Origin of the sequence: Streptomyces sp. SLBN-31 (assembly GCF_006715395.1) — a bacterium.
Lineage (GTDB): Bacteria > Actinomycetota > Actinomycetes > Streptomycetales > Streptomycetaceae > Streptomyces.
Window position 1 is genome coordinate 2361201 of record NZ_VFNC01000001.1, and the last position, 15825, is coordinate 2377025.

Here is a 15825-nt window from a genome sequence, read left to right on the forward strand (position 1 = left end):
GCGGCCCGGTATTCGGCTTTCGTCGGTGGAGGCCGGGTCTCGCGCGCCCCTCGCGTCGCGGCCGGCTTCCGGCTCCCGCACGGGGAGGGCGGGTGCCCTCGGCCCTCGCGTCCGGCCCCCACGTCGACGTCGGATTCCTGCCAGCTCCCGTCCCTCCCCGGCTGGTTGGGTGGTGTGCATGACGACGAACCCGCATCCGCTGCGCGACCGCGCCCTCGCCTTCCGCGCCCTGCACGTCCCTGGCGAGCCGCTCGTCCTGCCCAACGCCTGGGACGCCATGAGTGCGCGCGTGGTCGCCGACGCGGGCGCCGCGGCCGTCGCCACCACCAGTGCCGGCCTCGCCTGGACGCTCGGCGCGACCGACGGCGACCGGCTGGACCGGGACACGGCCCTCGCCGCCGTCGCGCGCATCGCCGCCTCGGTCGGCCTGCCCGTCAGCGCCGACATCGAGAGCGGCTACGCGAAGGACCCGGCGGGCGTCGCCGACACGGTCCGCGCGGTGATCGAGGCCGGCGCGGTGGGCGTCAACATCGAGGACACGCTGTACGAGCCCGGCGCAGGGCCCCTACTGCCGATCGCCGGGCAGGCCGAGCGCATCGCGGCCGCCCGGGAGGCCGCCGACGCGGAAGGAGTGCCGCTCTTCGTCAACGCCCGGATCGACACCTTCCTGCGGGGCGGCGGAGAAGTGGACCACACCCTGGAGCGGGCCGCCGCGTTCCTCGCCGCGGGCGCCGACGGAGTCTTCGTACCCGGGGCCGTCGACCCGGACACGATCGGACTCCTCGCCGCGGGGATCGACGCCCCGCTGAACGTCCTGGCGGGCCCCGGGGCCCTGCCGGTCACCGAACTGGCGTCTCTGGGCGTCGCGCGGGTGAGCATCGGCTCCGAGGTGGCGCAGGCGGCGTACGCCGTGGCTCGACGGGCGGCAAGGGAACTGCTGGAGAAGGGAACGTACGACGCTCTGGCAGGCGGCCTGGACTACACGGCCCTGAACGATTTGGCGACGCCCTGACCCGCCTCAGGGGCGGGGGGAACTGCGCGACAGGCCACAACGCGGCTGCAGGGACCGACAACCGCCCGGGCCCCGCCCCTTCAGCAGGCGTCCCGCATCAACTCGGCCAGGTCATGGTCGAGGTCGAGGTGCAGGTGCTCCAGCCCGACGGGCACGAGATCCCCCGTCGCGTCGAGGAACGACCGGACCTCCTCCGACCGCACGTGCACCACGGCCGTTCCCTCGGGCGCGTGGAACTCCAGCACGGTCCGCTCGTACCCGTACGGCCGCACCCGCACGTCCCCGTGCCCCTCCGGCCCCTCCAGGCCGGCCGTGAGCAGTTCCCGCGAGAAGGTCCAGCAGACCTCCACGCCCTCGAGCGTGGCCGGCGCGGGGAAGGTCATGCGGACCGCGAACGGATCGGTACGGTCGTAGTGAAGCGTCGCCGGGATGCTGGGCATGCGCGGCGCGGCGGCGACGAGGCGGGCCTCGACGGGCTGCTCGATGACGGTGGACAACGCCTGCTCCCTTATGACGGCTGGACGAGCTTGCGGGCTTCTTGAGCCGGGCACTGCTAGAGACGCCGGAATCGGTGAATCCGTGCACACGAATTTCGAGTGACCTCCGTCACCGCGTTCATTCACAGAAGTGACGTGATCCACCTCGGTTGCGCCGGTGGGCAGTTGGCGCGCGCGGGCATCTGGACGGAGCCGGGGCGGTGGACTAGCTTCGCCCGCCATGAGGCGATCGGTGATCACGCGACGGATGAGACGCACGTTTCGCACGGTGGCCGCGGGGGCGGTGTGCTCGGCGGCGCTGGCCGCCCTGGCCGCCGTACCGGCCCAGGCGGGGGAGCGGGGGCGGCCGGCGCCGCACTGGGAGCTGAAGGACACCGCAACGCCCGGGGTGCGCTTCCGCGGTCTGGCGGCCGTCGGCCGGGACACCGCGTGGGTGGCGGGCACCCAGGGCACCGTGCTGCGGACCACGGACGGCGGGGCGAGCTGGCGGAACGTCTCGCCGCCCGGCGCGTCGGAGCTGCAGTTCCGGGACGTCGAGGCCTTCGACGCGCGCCGGGCCGTGGTCCTGGCGATCGGGGAGGGCGAGGCGTCCCGCGTGTACCGCACCGACGACGGCGGAGCGACCTGGACGGAGTCCTTCCGCAACACCGACGCGAAGGCCTTCTACGACTGCATGACCTTCTTCGACCACCGCCACGGCCTCGCCATGAGCGACCCGGTGGACGGCAGGTTCCGCATCCTGTCGACCGGCGACGGAGGCCGCTCCTGGCAGGTGCTGCCGAGCGCGGGCATGCCGGCCGCCCTGGACGGCGAGGCGGGCTTCGCAGCGAGCGGGCAGTGCCTGGTCGCCTCGGGCCCGTCCGACGTCTGGCTGGCCACCGGAGGCGGCGCACGCGCGCGCGTGCTGCACTCCGCGGACCGCGGGCTGACCTGGACGGCCGCCGACACGCCGATCCCGGCGGGCGACCCGGCCAAGGGCGTCTTCGCCCTCGCCTTCCGCGACCGCGCCCACGGCCTCGCCGTCGGCGGCGACTACCGCGCCGACCAGGCCTCCCCGCGGGCCGCCGCGGTCACCGGCGACGGCGGCCGCACCTGGCGGCCTGCCGCGACGCCTCCGCCCGCCTACCGCTCCGGTGCCGCCTGGCTGCCGCACAGCCGCACCGCCGCCCTCGCGGTGGGCCCCACCGGCACCGACCTCACCACGGACGGCGGCCGCACCTGGCGGACGGTCGACACGGGCTCGTACGACACCGTGGACTGCGCCGCGGACCTCGGCTGCTGGGCGGCGGGGGAGCAGGGGCGGGTGGCTCGCCTGGAACGGTGACGCATGGGGCCGGAATGCGGGTACCCGGTCGCCGACGGCGCCGGCCGTCGACCGCGGAAGGAGTGAGTGACCATGCCCGCAGGTTCCAGCTCGAAGCGGGAGCGCCAGTACGAGCACATCAAGAAGAGCGCGCAGGACCGGGGAGAGAGCACCGGACGCGCCGAGGAGATCGCGGCGCGGACGGTCAACAAGGAACGCGCGCGGTCCGGCGAGTCGAAGACGGCGAGCCGCAGCTCGAAGCAGGACATGTCGTCCAGCAAGCGCGGCGGCCAGCGGTCGGGCAACCGGACCGGCTCCCAGGGGCCGACCCGCGATCAGCTGTACAACGAGGCCAAGCAGCGCGGCATCGAGGGCCGTTCGAACATGAACAAGGACCAGCTGCAGCGCGCGCTGAACTCGAAGAAGAGCTGACCCGCCCGGTCCGGGCCGCCTCGCCGGGACCCGTACGCTCGTCCCCATCATGACGACCGTACGCATCCCCGCGGGCTGGCCCGCGACCGAGGAAGAGGCCCGGGCCGCGCAGGACGAACTGCGGGCCCGGGTGGTGCTGGGCGAGCCCGGCCCGCCACCCGGCGGCGGGCACGTGACGGGCGTCGACGTGGCCTACGACGACGAGCGGGACGTCGTCGCGGCCGCGGCGGTCGTCCTGGACGCCGCGACACTGCGGGTCGTGGCGGAGGCCACCGCGATCGGCCGGATCTCGTTCCCGTACGTCCCCGGACTGCTCGCCTTCCGGGAGCTCCCCACCGTCCTCGCCGCCCTCGACGCCCTGCCGTGCCCGCCTGGCCTGGTCGTCTGCGACGGCTACGGCCTCGCCCACCCCCGGCGCTTCGGCCTCGCCAGTCACCTGGGCGTCCTGACGGACCTTCCGACGATCGGCGTCGCGAAGAACCCCTTCACGTTCCACCACGAAGACCCGGCGGCCCCGCGCGGCAGCACCTCCCCTCCTCGCGGACACCGCGACGGGCACCGAGGAGGTCGGCCGCGCCCTGCGGACCCGCGAATCCGTCAAACCGGTGTTCGTCTCGGTCGGCCACCGCACGAACCTGGACAACGCCTGCGCCCACGTCCTTTCCCTGACCCCGTCCTACCGCCTCCCGGAGACGACCCGCAGAGCGGACGCCCTGTGCCGCAGGGCGTTGCGGGAGGCGGTCTCGCCGCGGAAGCCGGTCGCCGATCTCGCGGCGGCGGATCCCGCCCGCTCCTGGGGCCGGTCCCTGTTCGAACGGCAGGCCGCCCCGGTGACCTGGGCGGGGCGGGTACTGGACGCGGCGGCCGTCGGTCCGGACCGGACACCGGAGATCGCCGCCGCCCTGGAGCTCGCGCGCGACTTCGAGCAGTGGCACCGGGGACGCGAGCTCTTCGCCCTGGTCCGCGGGAGCGGAGCGGCCGACCAAGCGGGGCTCACGGAGGAACGGCGCATTGTGCTGCGCCTCGCCGAACTCGTGTGCAAGGTCGCCCACAACACGGCGGGACCGCCGCCGTACTTCGACCACCACGCCGGCTGGCAGATCGGCCCGCTCGCCCGGCGTCTCGCCGTGCTCACCCGGGACCCGGCCCTCCGGGACAGGATCGAGGACGCCCTGGGAGAGCGGCCGCCGGCCGGCGCCTGAGGGGCGGGGCCGACGGCCGCAGTGGGGCGTCTGAGTACCCGTACTGAGTACCTGTACGGATGTGGGCGGGCCCGCCCGGGCGGCAGGCTGGCCCGCATGACGACGCACCGCGCCCGCGCTCCCAAGCCCCTCGCCGACCCCAACCGTCCCGTCGAGCGTGCCGTGACGGCCGCCCTGGTGCTCGCCGTGCTGGCCGGGCTCGGCTGGATCGGCGGAATGATCTACACCCTGGCGGGCTGGTCGCTGTAGGGCCCGGTCGGGCCCCCGGTCACCGGCTCGCGGCCACCCGGAAGGTGATGCCCGCCCGGCGCAGGCGCTCGGTCAGGGCGTCGCCCATCGCGACCGCCGTGGTGACCTGCCCGGACGTCGGCGGGAGGTCGTCGAAGGCCAGGGACAGGGCCGACTCGGCGAACATCTTGGCCGTCTCGTCGTAGCCGGGATCGCCGCCCGAGACCTCGGTGAAGACCCGCCGGCCGCCGCCTTCGCCGACGAAGCGGACGGAGAACCAGCTCTTGGCGCGCTTCTCGGGGCCCGGCCCGTCGCCGGGCTTGAGCCGGTCCGACAACCAGCGCCGCGCGGGCGGCAGTTGAGCCGCCGCGACCAGCGCGCCCATGGCCGCCGCCCCGCCCACCGCGACGGGCAGGTGCCGCACGGCCGCGTAGTGCCGGTAGCGGAAGTCCGGGCCGTAGCGCTCCAGGGCCTTCGCGGACCGGTGCACGATCTGCGGGTCGATGGTCGGCAGCGGCAGCGCCCAGGCGCCGACCTCCTTGGCGAACCGCGGCGCACCGGTCGGTGCGGCGGCGCGCCTGCCCACCAGGCGCGGCTCGTGGCGGCGCCGGTCCCGCTCGGCGGCCAGCATCGGCCGCAGCCGGGAGAACTGGTTGAGCGCCGAGGCGAACGTACCGCCCGAGAAGGTGGCGTCGGCGGTGACGAACCCGTCCACCTTCAGCGGGACGCCCTCCGGCAGCTGCCGCACCGTGAAGTACGCGCCCAGGTCGTGCGGCACCGAGTCGAACCCGCACGCGTGCACCAGCCGCGCACCCGTCTCACGCGCGCGTGCGTCGTGCCGCACATAGGTCAGGTCCACGAACTCCGGCTCGCCGGTGAGGTCGAGGTAGTCGGCCCCCGTGTCGGCGCAGGCGGCGACGAGGTCCTCGCCGTAGGTCACGTACGGACCCACGGTCGTGGCCACCACGCGCGCGTGCTCGGCGAGTTCGCGCAGCGAGGCGGGGTCGGTCACGTCGGCCGTCAGCACCCCAATCTTCTCACCGCCCGGCAGCCGCTCGCGCAGCTCCTGGAGCTTGCGCTCGCTGCGGCCGGCGATCGCCCAGCGCAGCCCCTCGGGGGCGTGCGCGGCGAGGTACTGCGCGGTGAGCGTCCCGACGAAACCCGTGGCTCCGAAAAGCACGATGTCGTACGGACGGTCCGTCCTGTTCAGCCTGCTCATGACACCTCTCGTCCGCTGCGCGCGCCGTTGTCGGTGGCCGAGGCTAGCTTGAGGTGTGCCGGGCCCCGGCGCCGGGTGGCGCGCGCTCACCATAATTGGCTAAGCGCTTGCTCGTCCGGGTCTTGTGCTCTTCAGGACAGGTTCATAGCATCACTGGTGTTACATCAGTTGTGTCATACCCGTGTGATCAGTCTGGGGGCCGGATGGCGACGACGCCAGGGCAGGGGCCGCTCACCGGCGTGCGCGTGGTCGAGCTGGCCGGGATCGGGCCCGGCCCGTTCGCCGCCATGCTGCTGGCCGACCTGGGCGCCGACGTCGTCCGCGTGGACCGCCCCGGCGGGGCCGGTCTCGCGATCGACCCCGCCTACGACGTGACCAACCGCAACAAGCGCTCGGTCGTCGTCGACCTCAAGGCTCCGAACGGCTCCGCGCGCGTTCTGGACCTGGCCGCCCGCGCCGACATCCTGATCGAGGGCTACCGCCCCGGCGTCGCCGAGCGCCTCGGCGTCGGCCCCGAGGACTGCCACGCCCGCAACCCCGCGCTCGTCTACGGCCGCATGACCGGCTGGGGCCAGGAGGGCCCCCTCGCCCAGCGCGCCGGCCACGACATCGCCTACATCGCGCTCACCGGCACGCTCGGCATGATCGGCGAACCCGACCGGCCGCCGGCCGTCCCCGCCAACCTCCTCGGCGACTACGCGGGCGGCTCCCTCTACCTCGTCGTCGGCGTCCTCGCCGCGCTCCACCACGCGCGCGCGACCGGCACCGGCCAGGTCGTCGACGCCGCCATCGTCGACGGCACCGCCCACCTCTCCGCGATGATCCACGGCATGCTCGCCGCCGGCGGCTGGCAGGACCGGCGCGGCGCCAACCTCCTGGACGGCGGCTGCCCGTACTACGGCACCTACGCCACGGCCGACGGCCGGTACATGGCGGTCGGTCCCCTGGAGCCGCAGTTCTACGACGAGTTCGTCCGCCTCCTCGACCTGCCCGAGCACGCCGGCACCCGCAAGGACTGGACCCGATGGGGCGAGCTGCGCGAGGCGGTCGCGGCCCGCTTCGCCTCCCGTACCAGGGACGAGTGGACGGCCCTCTTCGAGGGCTCCGACGCGTGCGTGGCCCCCGTCCTCTCCCTGGCCGAGGCCCCCCGACACCCGCACCTCGCCGCCCGCGGCACCTTCACCGACCACGGCGGCATCACCCAGCCCGCCCCCGCACCCCGTTTCTCCGCGACCCCCACCACCGTGCGCACCGGCCCCGCCCGGCCGGGCGCCGACACCGCCGCCGTGGCACACGACTGGGACGCACCCGACCTCCTGAAGGGCCTCGAATGAAGCGGCAGATCTTCGCCCCCGAGCACGACGCGTTCCGGGAGACCGTGCGCGCCTTCCTGGCCAGGGAGGTGCTGCCGTACTACGAGCAGTGGGAGAAGGACGGCATCGTCTCCCGCGACGCCTGGCGCGCGGCCGGCAAGCAGGGCCTGCTCGGACTCGCCGTGCCCGAGGAGTACGGCGGCGGAGGCACCGACGACTTCCGCTACAGCGCGGTACTGGCGGAGGAGTTCACCCGCGCGGGCGCGCCCGGCCTCGCGCTCGGCCTGCACAACGACATCATCGGCCCCTACCTCACCTCGCTGGCCACCGAGGAGCAGAAGCGCCGCTGGCTGCCCGGCTTCTGCGACGGCTCGATCATCACCGCCATCGCCATGACCGAACCCGGCGCGGGCTCCGACCTGCAGGGCATCAGGACCCACGCCGAGGACCGCGGCGATCACTGGGTGCTCAACGGCTCCAAGACGTTCATCTCCAACGGCATCCTCGCCGACCTGGTGATCGTGGTCGCCCGGACGACCCCCGAGGGCGGTGCGCACGGGCTGTCGCTGCTCGTCGTCGAACGGGGCACGGAGGGCTTCGAACGCGGCCGCAACCTCGACAAGATCGGCCAGAAGGCGCAGGACACGGCCGAGCTGTTCTTCCACGACGTGCGCGTGCCGAAGGAGAACCTCCTCGGCGAGCTCAACGGCGCGTTCGTCCACCTGATGACCAACCTCGCGCAGGAGCGCCTGAGCATCGCCGTCTCCGCGATCGCCGCGGCGGAGCATCTGCTGGAGATCACCACCGAGTACGTCAGGGAGCGCGAGGCCTTCGGCCGGCCGCTCGCCACCAAGCAGCACATCCGGTTCGAGGTGGCCGAGATGGCGACCGAGTGCGCGGTCACCCGCACCTTCCTCGACCGCTGCACAGAGGAGCACGCGAACGGCACGCTCGACGCGGTGCACGCTTCGATGGCCAAGTGGTGGGCGACCGAGCTGCAGAAGAGGGTCACCGACCGCTGTCTGCAACTGCACGGGGGATACGGCTACATGAGCGAATATCCCGTGGCCAGAGCCTTCGTCGACGGCCGTATCCAGACCATCTACGGCGGTACGACCGAGATCATGAAGGAGATCATCGGCCGTTCCCTGCTCGGTTGAAGCTCTCCCGCCCGGCCCGACCCTCACCCTCGAAAGGCTTCCCAGTGAGCACCGAAGCGTACGTGTACGACGCGATCCGCACCCCGCGCGGCCGCGGCAAGGCGAACGGCGCCCTGCACGGCACCAAGCCCGTCGACCTGGTCGTGGGCCTCATCCACGAGCTCCGCGGCCGCTTCCCGGACCTCGACCCGGCCGCGATCGACGACATCGTGCTCGGCGTCGTCGGACCCGTGGGCGACCAGGGCTCCGACATCGCCCGCATCGCCGCGATCGCCGCCGGTCTTCCGGACACGGTCGCCGGCGTGCAGGAGAACCGCTTCTGTGCCTCGGGCCTGGAAGCCGTCAACATGGCCGCCGCCAAGGTGCGTTCCGGCTTCGAGGACCTCGTCCTCGCGGGCGGCGTCGAGTCCATGTCCCGGGTGCCGATGGCCTCCGACGGCGGCGCCTGGTTCAACGACCCGATGACCAACCTCGCCACCAACTTCGTCCCGCAGGGCATCGGCGCCGACCTGATCGCCACCATCGAGGGCTTCTCCCGCCGGGACGTCGACGAGTACGCCGCCCTGTCGCAGGAGCGCGCGGCCACCGCCTGGAAGGAGGGCCGCTTCGACCGGTCCGTCGTGCCGGTGAAGGACCGCAGCGGCCTGACGGTCCTCGACCACGACGAGCACCTGCGCCCGGGAACCACCGCCGACTCGCTGGCCAAGCTGAAGCCGTCCTTCGCGGACATCGGCGACCTGGGCGGCTTCGACGCCGTCGCCCTGCAGAAGTACCACTGGGTCGAGAAGATCGACCACGTCCACCACGCCGGCAACTCCTCCGGCATCGTCGACGGCTCCGCGCTGGTCGCGATCGGCTCGAAGGAGATCGGTGAGCGCTACGGCCTCACGCCCCGCGCGCGGATCGTCTCCGCCGCCGTCTCGGGCTCCGAGCCCACCATCATGCTGACCGGCCCCGCCCCCGCCACCCGCAAGGCGCTCGCCAAGGCCGGGCTGACCATCGACGACATCGACCTCGTCGAGATCAACGAGGCCTTCGCGGCGGTCGTCCTGCGCTTCGTGAAGGACATGGGCCTGTCCCTGGACAAGGTCAACGTCAACGGCGGCGCCATCGCGCTGGGTCACCCGCTCGGCGCGACCGGCGCGATGATCCTGGGCACGCTCGTCGACGAACTGGAGCGCCAGGACAAGCGGTACGGCCTCGCGACCCTGTGCGTCGGCGGCGGCATGGGCATCGCCACCATCGTCGAACGCGTCTGAACACCCCAGCGGCCACAACAGACTTCAACGGAGACCCCCTCATGACCGAGAGCACCACCATCCGCTGGGAACAGGACCGCACCGGCGTCGTCACCCTCGTGATCGACGACCCGAACCAGTCCGCGAACACCATGAACCAGGCGTTCCGCGACTCCCTGGCCGTGATCACCGACCGCCTGGAGGCCGAGAAGGACTCCATCCGCGGCGTCATCGTCACCTCCGCCAAGAAGACCTTCTTCGCCGGCGGCGACCTGCGCGACCTCATCCGGGTCACCCCCGAGACCGCGCAGGACCTCTTCGACGGCGGCATGGCGATCAAGCGCAACCTGCGCCGCATAGAGACCCTCGGCAAGCCGGTCGTCGCCGCGATCAACGGCGCCGCGCTCGGCGGCGGTTACGAGATCGCGCTCGCCTGCCACCACCGCGTCGCCCTCGACGCCCCCGGCTCCAAGATCGGCTGCCCCGAGGTCACCCTGGGCCTGCTGCCCGGAGGCGGCGGCGTGGTCCGCACCGTCCGCCTGCTGGGCATCGCCGACGCCCTGCTGAAGGTCCTGCTCCAGGGCACCCAGTACAACCCGCAGCGGGCCCTGGCCAACGGCCTGGTCGACGACGTGGCCGCCACCCAGGACGAACTGCTCGCCAAGGCGCGCGCGTTCATCGACGCCAACCCCGCCTCGCAGCAGCCCTGGGACCGGCCCGGCTACCGCATCCCGGGCGGCACCCCCGCCAACCCCAAGTTCGCGGCCAACCTGCCCGCCTTCCCCGCCAGCCTGCGCAAGCAGACGAACGGCGCCCCCTACCCGGCCCCGCGCAACATCCTCGCCGCGGCCGTCGAGGGCTCCCAGGTCGACTTCGAGACCGCCCAGGTCATCGAGGCCCGGTACTTCGTGGAACTGGCCGCCGGCCAGACCTCCAAGAACATGATCCAGGCCTTCTTCTTCGACCTCCAGGCCGTCAACTCCGGCGCCAACCGCCCCAAGGGCATCGAGCCCCGCAAGGTCCGCAAGGTCGCCGTCCTCGGCGCCGGGATGATGGGCGCGGGCATCGCCTACTCCTGTGCCCGCGCCGGCATCGACGTCGTCCTCAAGGACGTCTCCCTGGAGGCGGCCGTCAAGGGCAAGGGCTACTCCGAGAAGCTGTGCGCCAAGGCCGTCTCCCGGGGCCGCACCACCCAGGAGAAGGCCGACGCGCTGCTCGCCCGCATCACGCCGGCCGCCGACCCGCAGGAAGTGGCCGGCTGCGACGCGGTGATCGAGGCCGTGTTCGAGAACCCCGAGCTCAAGCACAAGGTCTTCCAGGAGATCCAGCACATCGTCGAGCCGGACGCGCTGCTGTGCTCCAACACCTCGACCCTGCCGATCACCCTGCTCGCCGAGGGTGTGGAGCGCCAGGCCGACTTCATCGGCCTGCACTTCTTCTCGCCGGTCGACAAGATGCCGCTCGTCGAGATCATCAAGGGCGAGCGGACCGGCGAGGAGGCCCTCGCGCGGGCCTTCGACCTGGTCCGGCAGATCAACAAGACCCCGATCGTCGTCAACGACTCGCGCGGCTTCTTCACCTCCCGGGTGATCGGCCACTTCATCAACGAGGGCGTCGCCATGGTCGGCGAGGGCGTCGAGCCCGCCTCCGTCGAACAGGCGGCCGCCCAGGCGGGTTATCCGGCCAAGGTGCTCTCCCTGATGGACGAGCTCACCCTCACCCTGCCGCGCAAGATCCGCAACGAGTCCCGGCGGGCCGTCGAGGAGGCCGGCGGCACCTGGGCGACGCACCCCGCGGAGGCCGTCATCGACCGCATGGTCGACGAGTTCGACCGCCCCGGCCGCAGCGGGGGAGCGGGCTTCTACGACTACGACGAGGCCGGCAAGCGGGCCGGTCTGTGGCCGGGACTGCGCGAGCACTTCACCAAGCCGGGCCACGAGATCCCGTTCGAGGACATGCAGGAGCGCATGCTCTTCTCCGAGGCCCTCGACACCGTCCGCCTGATGGAGGAGGGCGTCCTGACCTCGGTCGCCGACGCCAACATCGGGTCGATCTTCGGCATCGGCTTCCCCGGCTGGACGGGCGGAGTGCTGCAGTACATCAACGGCTACGAGGGCGGGCTGCCCGGATTCGTGGCACGCGCCCGTGAGCTGGCCGAGCGCTACGGCGAGCGGTTCGAGCCGCCCGCGCTGCTGGTGCGAAAGGCCGAGCAGGGCGAGCGGTTCGCGGACGCGTAGCGGACCAGGGCGGCGGCGCCGGTTCCGCCCGGCGCCGCTGCCCGGTTTCTTTCGGTCGGGGCCCGCACCCGCTTGCCCTCCGGCGCCGGGACACCGACGCTGACCCGCGAGCCGTCAGCACGGTCCCGTCCCCGGAGGAGCCCTCATGGGATACCGTCCCGCCCTCGCCGTCCTGGACATCCTGCGCGACGAGGGCGTGGACCGCGTCTTCGGCAACCCCGGCACCACCGAACTCCCCTTCCTGGCGGCCCTCTCGGACACGCCCGGCGCCCCCGAGTACGTGTTCGGCGTCCACGAGGGCTCCGTCGTCGCCATGGCCGACGGCTACGCCCGCGGCACCGGCCGCCCGGCCTTCGTCAGCCTGCACATCGCCGCCGGCCTCGCCAACGGCCTCATCGGCCTGCTCAACGCCCGCCGCTCCCGCACCCCGCTCGTGGTGACGGCCGGTCAGCAGGACCGCCGCCACCTCCAGCAGGACCCCATGCTCTCCGGCGACCTCATCGGCATCGCCACCCCCGCGGTGAAGGCGGCATACGACATCCAGCACGCCCACGACCTGCCGCTCGCCCTGCGTCGCGCCTTCGCCCTGGCCGTACGCCCGCCCGCCGGGCCGGTGTTCCTGTCCGTCCCCACCGACCTGCTCACCGAGGACACCGAGGTCGACATCCCGGCCCGCACCCCAGTGCCGCCCGCGGGACCCGCTGCAGGCCTCGAACACGCCGCCTCCCTGCTCGGCGCCGCCGACCGCCCGGCGATCGTCGCCGGGGACGGCGTGGGCCGCGAGGACGCCCTGGCCGCACTGGTGCGCACGGCGGAGGCCTGCGGGGCGGTCGTCCACCACCAGCCCATGGCGGACTGCCTGGACTTCCCCACCACGCACCCCCTGTACGCCGGGATGCTGCCGCCCCGTCACGACGCCGTCCGCGTCGCTCTGGCCGGGTACGACACCGTCCTGATCGTCGGGGCGCACGCCTTCACCCCCCACGCCTACACGCCCGGACCCCCGCTGCCGCCCGGCCTCCAGGTCGTCCAGCTCGACTCCGACCCGCACGAGATCGGCCGCAACTTCCCCGCGGCGACCGGCCTGGTGGGCGCGCTCGCCCCCTCCCTGGACCGGCTCTCGGAACTCCTGCGGGACCACGTGCCCGCACACACCGCCAAGTCCCGCATGCTGCGTGCCGGCGAGCGTCACGCCGCCGAGCGCGACCGCGACGACTCCGCCGCCCGCGCCGCCTACTCCCCGGCCCCGCTCGCCCCCTGGGCCGCCGCCCACGCCGTCGCCCGCGGCCTGCCCCCGGACGCCGTGGTCGTCGAAGAGGCCATCACCGTCGGCCTGTTGCTCCGCCGCCTCGTGCGCCTCGACCGCCCCGGCAGCTACACCCACACCGTCGGCGGCGGCCTCGGCTGGGGCATCGGCGCCGCAGTCGGCCGCGCCCTCGCCGAACCGGGCCGCCCGGTGGTCGCCGTCCTCGGCGACGGCTCCACCCTGTTCGGCCTCCAGGGCCTGTGGAGCGCCGCCCGGCAGAACACGCCCGTCCTGTTCGTGGTGATGGGCAACGGCGCCTACCGGACCGTGCAGGAGACGTACCAGGCGATGGGCGGCCAGGGCGTCTGCCCCGGCACGGAACTGGGGGAGCTGGACTTCACGCAGGCGGCACGCTTCTTCGGGGTGGACGCGGTACGGGCCGAGAGCGCCGACCAGCTGCGTGAACTGGTGGCGCGGGCCGGGGAACTGACCGGGCCGCTGCTGGTCGACGTACCGCTGCGTTCGTGAACGGGGGCCGAGCCGGCCCCGGCGAGGGCCGGTCGGCCCATGGCAGCGCACCGGGACCGCGCCCACGCTGACGGCACATCAACTGACAGCCGACCGGGAGGCCGTCATGCCACGTCAGCGCACCACCCCACGAAGACTGCTCGTCCTGTCGTCCGCCTGCGTCCTGACCGCGGCGGCCGCCCTGGCCCTCGCCCCCGCCGCCACCGCCGAACCGGCCACCTCCGTCGCCTACCCCTCCGGTGCGAGCGCGACCCGCTACTCGGGACTCGCCTTCGACACCTGTACGGCACCGCCGCTCGCGTCCGTACAGGCCTGGAGCGCCTCCCCGTACCGCGCCCTCGGCGTCTACGTCTCCGGCGTCAACCGCACCTGCGCCCAGCCGCAGTTGACCGCCTCCTGGGTGGCCTCGGTGTCCCAGCTGAAATGGCGTCTGCTGCCCATCCACAAGGGCCTGCAACCGCCCTGCGGAGCCCGCCCGACCGACGCCAAGATCAGCACGACGCCCGCCACCGCCCGCTCGCAGGGCACCGCTGCCGCCACCGAGGCGGTCACCGCGGCGAAGGCACTCGGCATGCGGCCGGGCAGCGCCCTCTACAACGACATCGAGAACTACAGCCAGACGGACACCACGTGCCGCACGGCCGTGCTGTCCTACCTCTCCGCCTGGACGAAGGAACTGCACCGCGTCGGCTGGGTCTCCGGCGTCTACATGAACCTCAACCTCGGCGCGGGGCAACTCGCCGCCGCCTACACGTCCACCAGCTACGCGCGCCCGGACGCGCTGTGGATCGCGCGCTACGACGGGGTCGACTCCCTCAAGGGCTGGAGTGGCGTCACCGACTCCAAGTGGGCCGTCCACCAGCGCGCCAAGCAGTTCCGCGGCGGCCACGACGAGACCTACGGCGGCGTCACCCTCAACATTGACACCGACCGCCTCGACGCTCCCGTCGCCACGGTCGCCCACCCCTACAAGGTGACCAGCACGACCGCCCTCAACGCCCGCACCGGCCCCTCGACGAGCTACCCCGTCGCCGCGACCTACGCCCCCGGCACCACCCTGGACGTCGTCTGCCAGGCCCCCGGCGCCAAGGTCGCCACCACGTCCGTGTGGGACAAACTCACCAACGGCGCCTACGTCTCCGACCACTACGTCAGCACCCCGTCCGACACCGGATACAGCTCCCCGCTGCCCCGCTGCACCTATCCCTACCAGGTCACCGCCACGAACGGCCTGACCGAACGCAGCGGCCCCGGCTCCGGCTACAGCGCCGTCGGCACCTCACCGAACGGCGCGCTCGCCTGGGTCACCTGCCAGCGGACCGGGACGACGGTCGGCACGACGAAGATCTGGGACCGCCTCGACAACGGCCACTACGTCTCCGACCACTACGTCGCGACCCCCAGCACCACGACGTACAGCAAGCCGATCCCGCGTTGCTGACCCCCGGGTGTCAGGCGGGACGGCCCTCCTCGGGGGCCGCCAGCCACTGGTGCACCTCTTCCTTCAACGACCGCTGGAACGTGGTCAGCAGCGCCTGCACCACGATGGGCTGCATGTGCGCGGACAGGGACTTCACGTCCTCCTCGGCCCGCTCGGACACCTCGCTGCGGAACAGCCGCGACAACTCGCGGGCCGCCGCCCGGGAGTGCTCGATCATCACCTCGCGCGCCGCGAGGATCGCCTCCTGGGACAGCGGTACGTCGAGCAGCTGCACGGACAGCCGGAGCAGCCCCGAGTCCACCCGGAAGGCGTCCCCCTCGGGCCGCACGACGCCCATCGCGGTCAGCCGCTCGACGTCCTCCTCGCTCAGCGCCCGCCCCGCCCGGCGCCGCAGCTCCTCGGGGGCCACCGTCTCCACGGTGTCCGGCGCCCAGGAGGCCACCACGGCCCGGTGGATCGCCAGGTCGTGGTGGCTCAGGTCCGCCGGCAGTTGCTCCATGTAGCGCTCGATCGCCGCCAGCGTCATGCCCTGGTGCTGCAGCTCCTCGATCAGGTTCAGCCGGGCCAGGTGCCCGGGTCCGTAGTGGCCGACCCGGCGCGGACCGATCACCGGCGGCGGGATGAGCCCTTTCGTGCCGTAGAACCGGACCGTGCGGACCGTGATGCCGGCCCGCGCGGCCAGCTCGTCGATCGTGAGCGTCGGCTCCCCGGTGGCCCTGTGGGTGTCGGTCGTCATGTGCAGCAGTATCGCTGTCACACCAGTACTGCG

The 15825-nt window shown here is 73.1% G+C and carries 13 protein-coding genes and 1 pseudogene; 11 read left to right on the forward strand and 3 right to left on the reverse strand.

The window, feature by feature from the left end; translation table 11 throughout:
- Positions 1 to 178: 178 nt before the first annotated feature.
- Complete coding sequence (locus FBY22_RS10790) at positions 179 to 1012, forward strand: isocitrate lyase/phosphoenolpyruvate mutase family protein (protein ID WP_142144483.1); 834 nt, start codon at positions 179 to 181, stop codon at positions 1010 to 1012.
- An 80-nt stretch (positions 1013 to 1092) separates the two neighbouring features.
- Here FBY22_RS10790 and FBY22_RS10795 read toward each other — a convergent pair whose 3' ends face one another.
- Positions 1093 to 1509 carry an SsgA family sporulation/cell division regulator gene (locus FBY22_RS10795; RefSeq protein ID WP_142144485.1) on the reverse strand — a complete coding sequence of 139 codons (417 nt, stop codon included), beginning with the start codon at positions 1507 to 1509 and terminating at the stop codon, positions 1093 to 1095.
- Between the two features lie 247 nt (positions 1510 to 1756).
- Here FBY22_RS10795 and FBY22_RS10800 point away from each other — a divergent pair, with 247 nt between their 5' ends.
- From FBY22_RS10800 to mmpA, 4 genes and pseudogenes are all read left to right on the forward strand, one after another.
- Entirely contained in the window at positions 1757 to 2833 is a 1077-nt protein-coding gene (locus FBY22_RS10800) for an oxidoreductase (protein ID WP_142144487.1), read from the forward strand.
- Between the two features lie 72 nt (positions 2834 to 2905).
- Entirely contained in the window at positions 2906 to 3244 is a 339-nt protein-coding gene (locus FBY22_RS10805) for a plasmid stabilization protein (RefSeq protein WP_142144489.1), read from the forward strand.
- A gap of 49 nt (positions 3245 to 3293) precedes the next feature.
- Positions 3294 to 3984: pseudogene (locus FBY22_RS10810) on the forward strand (endonuclease V); the annotation flags it as partial.
- Between the two features lie 558 nt (positions 3985 to 4542).
- Positions 4543 to 4695, forward strand: coding sequence for a morphogenic membrane protein MmpA (gene mmpA, locus FBY22_RS44125; protein WP_174267122.1), 153 nt, complete (start codon positions 4543 to 4545; stop codon positions 4693 to 4695).
- 19 nt (positions 4696 to 4714) lie between these two features.
- Here the strand turns inward: mmpA and FBY22_RS10815 are convergent, their stop codons facing one another.
- Positions 4715 to 5893 carry a trans-acting enoyl reductase family protein gene (locus FBY22_RS10815; protein ID WP_142144491.1) on the reverse strand — a complete coding sequence of 393 codons (1179 nt, stop codon included), beginning with the start codon at positions 5891 to 5893 and terminating at the stop codon, positions 4715 to 4717.
- 203 nt (positions 5894 to 6096) lie between these two features.
- Here FBY22_RS10815 and FBY22_RS10820 point away from each other — a divergent pair, with 203 nt between their 5' ends.
- The 6 genes from FBY22_RS10820 (at position 6097) to FBY22_RS10845 (ending at position 15056) form a co-directional block, all read left to right on the forward strand.
- The gene (locus tag FBY22_RS10820; RefSeq protein WP_142144493.1) at positions 6097 to 7227 is read left to right on the forward strand and encodes a CaiB/BaiF CoA-transferase family protein; all 1131 of its coding nucleotides are present in this window, start codon (positions 6097 to 6099) and stop codon (positions 7225 to 7227) included.
- Entirely contained in the window at positions 7224 to 8366 is a 1143-nt protein-coding gene (locus tag FBY22_RS10825) for an acyl-CoA dehydrogenase family protein (RefSeq protein ID WP_142144495.1), read from the forward strand. Before FBY22_RS10820 ends, FBY22_RS10825 begins: the two co-directional genes overlap by 4 nt.
- Before the next feature lie 44 nt (positions 8367 to 8410).
- On the forward strand, positions 8411 to 9625 hold the full coding sequence (locus tag FBY22_RS10830) for an acetyl-CoA C-acetyltransferase (RefSeq protein ID WP_142144497.1): 1215 nt from the start codon (positions 8411 to 8413) through the stop codon (positions 9623 to 9625).
- Positions 9626 to 9666: 41 nt separating this feature from the next.
- Positions 9667 to 11841 (forward strand): 3-hydroxyacyl-CoA dehydrogenase NAD-binding domain-containing protein, encoded by a 2175-nt coding sequence (locus FBY22_RS10835; protein ID WP_142144499.1) that lies wholly within the window; start codon positions 9667 to 9669, stop codon positions 11839 to 11841.
- 145 nt (positions 11842 to 11986) lie between these two features.
- Entirely contained in the window at positions 11987 to 13615 is a 1629-nt protein-coding gene (locus FBY22_RS10840) for a thiamine pyrophosphate-binding protein (RefSeq protein ID WP_142144501.1), read from the forward strand.
- A gap of 106 nt (positions 13616 to 13721) precedes the next feature.
- Positions 13722 to 15056, forward strand: coding sequence for a glycoside hydrolase domain-containing protein (locus FBY22_RS10845; protein WP_142144503.1), 1335 nt, complete (start codon positions 13722 to 13724; stop codon positions 15054 to 15056).
- A gap of 10 nt (positions 15057 to 15066) precedes the next feature.
- On the opposite strand, the gene FBY22_RS10850 is transcribed toward FBY22_RS10845, so the two are convergent.
- Positions 15067 to 15792 carry a MerR family transcriptional regulator gene (locus tag FBY22_RS10850; RefSeq protein ID WP_142144505.1) on the reverse strand — a complete coding sequence of 242 codons (726 nt, stop codon included), beginning with the start codon at positions 15790 to 15792 and terminating at the stop codon, positions 15067 to 15069.
- Positions 15793 to 15825 lie beyond the last annotated feature (33 nt).

Excerpts from the sequence above, each read along its gene's own strand:
- FBY22_RS10790 (WP_142144483.1), top strand. The coding sequence starts at position 179 with ATGACGACGAACCCGCATCCGCTGCGCGACCGCGCCCTCGCCTTCCGC.
- FBY22_RS10800 (WP_142144487.1), top strand. The coding sequence starts at position 1,757 with ATGAGACGCACGTTTCGCACGGTGGCCGCGGGGGCGGTGTGCTCGGCG.
- FBY22_RS10805 (WP_142144489.1), top strand. The coding sequence starts at position 2,906 with ATGCCCGCAGGTTCCAGCTCGAAGCGGGAGCGCCAGTACGAGCACATC.
- mmpA (WP_174267122.1), top strand. The coding sequence starts at position 4,543 with ATGACGACGCACCGCGCCCGCGCTCCCAAGCCCCTCGCCGACCCCAAC.
- FBY22_RS10815 (WP_142144491.1), bottom strand. The coding sequence starts at position 5,893 with ATGAGCAGGCTGAACAGGACGGACCGTCCGTACGACATCGTGCTTTTC.
- FBY22_RS10820 (WP_142144493.1), top strand. The coding sequence starts at position 6,097 with ATGGCGACGACGCCAGGGCAGGGGCCGCTCACCGGCGTGCGCGTGGTC.
- FBY22_RS10825 (WP_142144495.1), top strand. The coding sequence starts at position 7,224 with ATGAAGCGGCAGATCTTCGCCCCCGAGCACGACGCGTTCCGGGAGACC.
- FBY22_RS10835 (WP_142144499.1), top strand. The coding sequence starts at position 9,667 with ATGACCGAGAGCACCACCATCCGCTGGGAACAGGACCGCACCGGCGTC.
- FBY22_RS10840 (WP_142144501.1), top strand. The coding sequence starts at position 11,987 with ATGGGATACCGTCCCGCCCTCGCCGTCCTGGACATCCTGCGCGACGAG.
- FBY22_RS10845 (WP_142144503.1), top strand. The coding sequence starts at position 13,722 with ATGCCACGTCAGCGCACCACCCCACGAAGACTGCTCGTCCTGTCGTCC.
- FBY22_RS10850 (WP_142144505.1), bottom strand. The coding sequence starts at position 15,792 with ATGACGACCGACACCCACAGGGCCACCGGGGAGCCGACGCTCACGATC.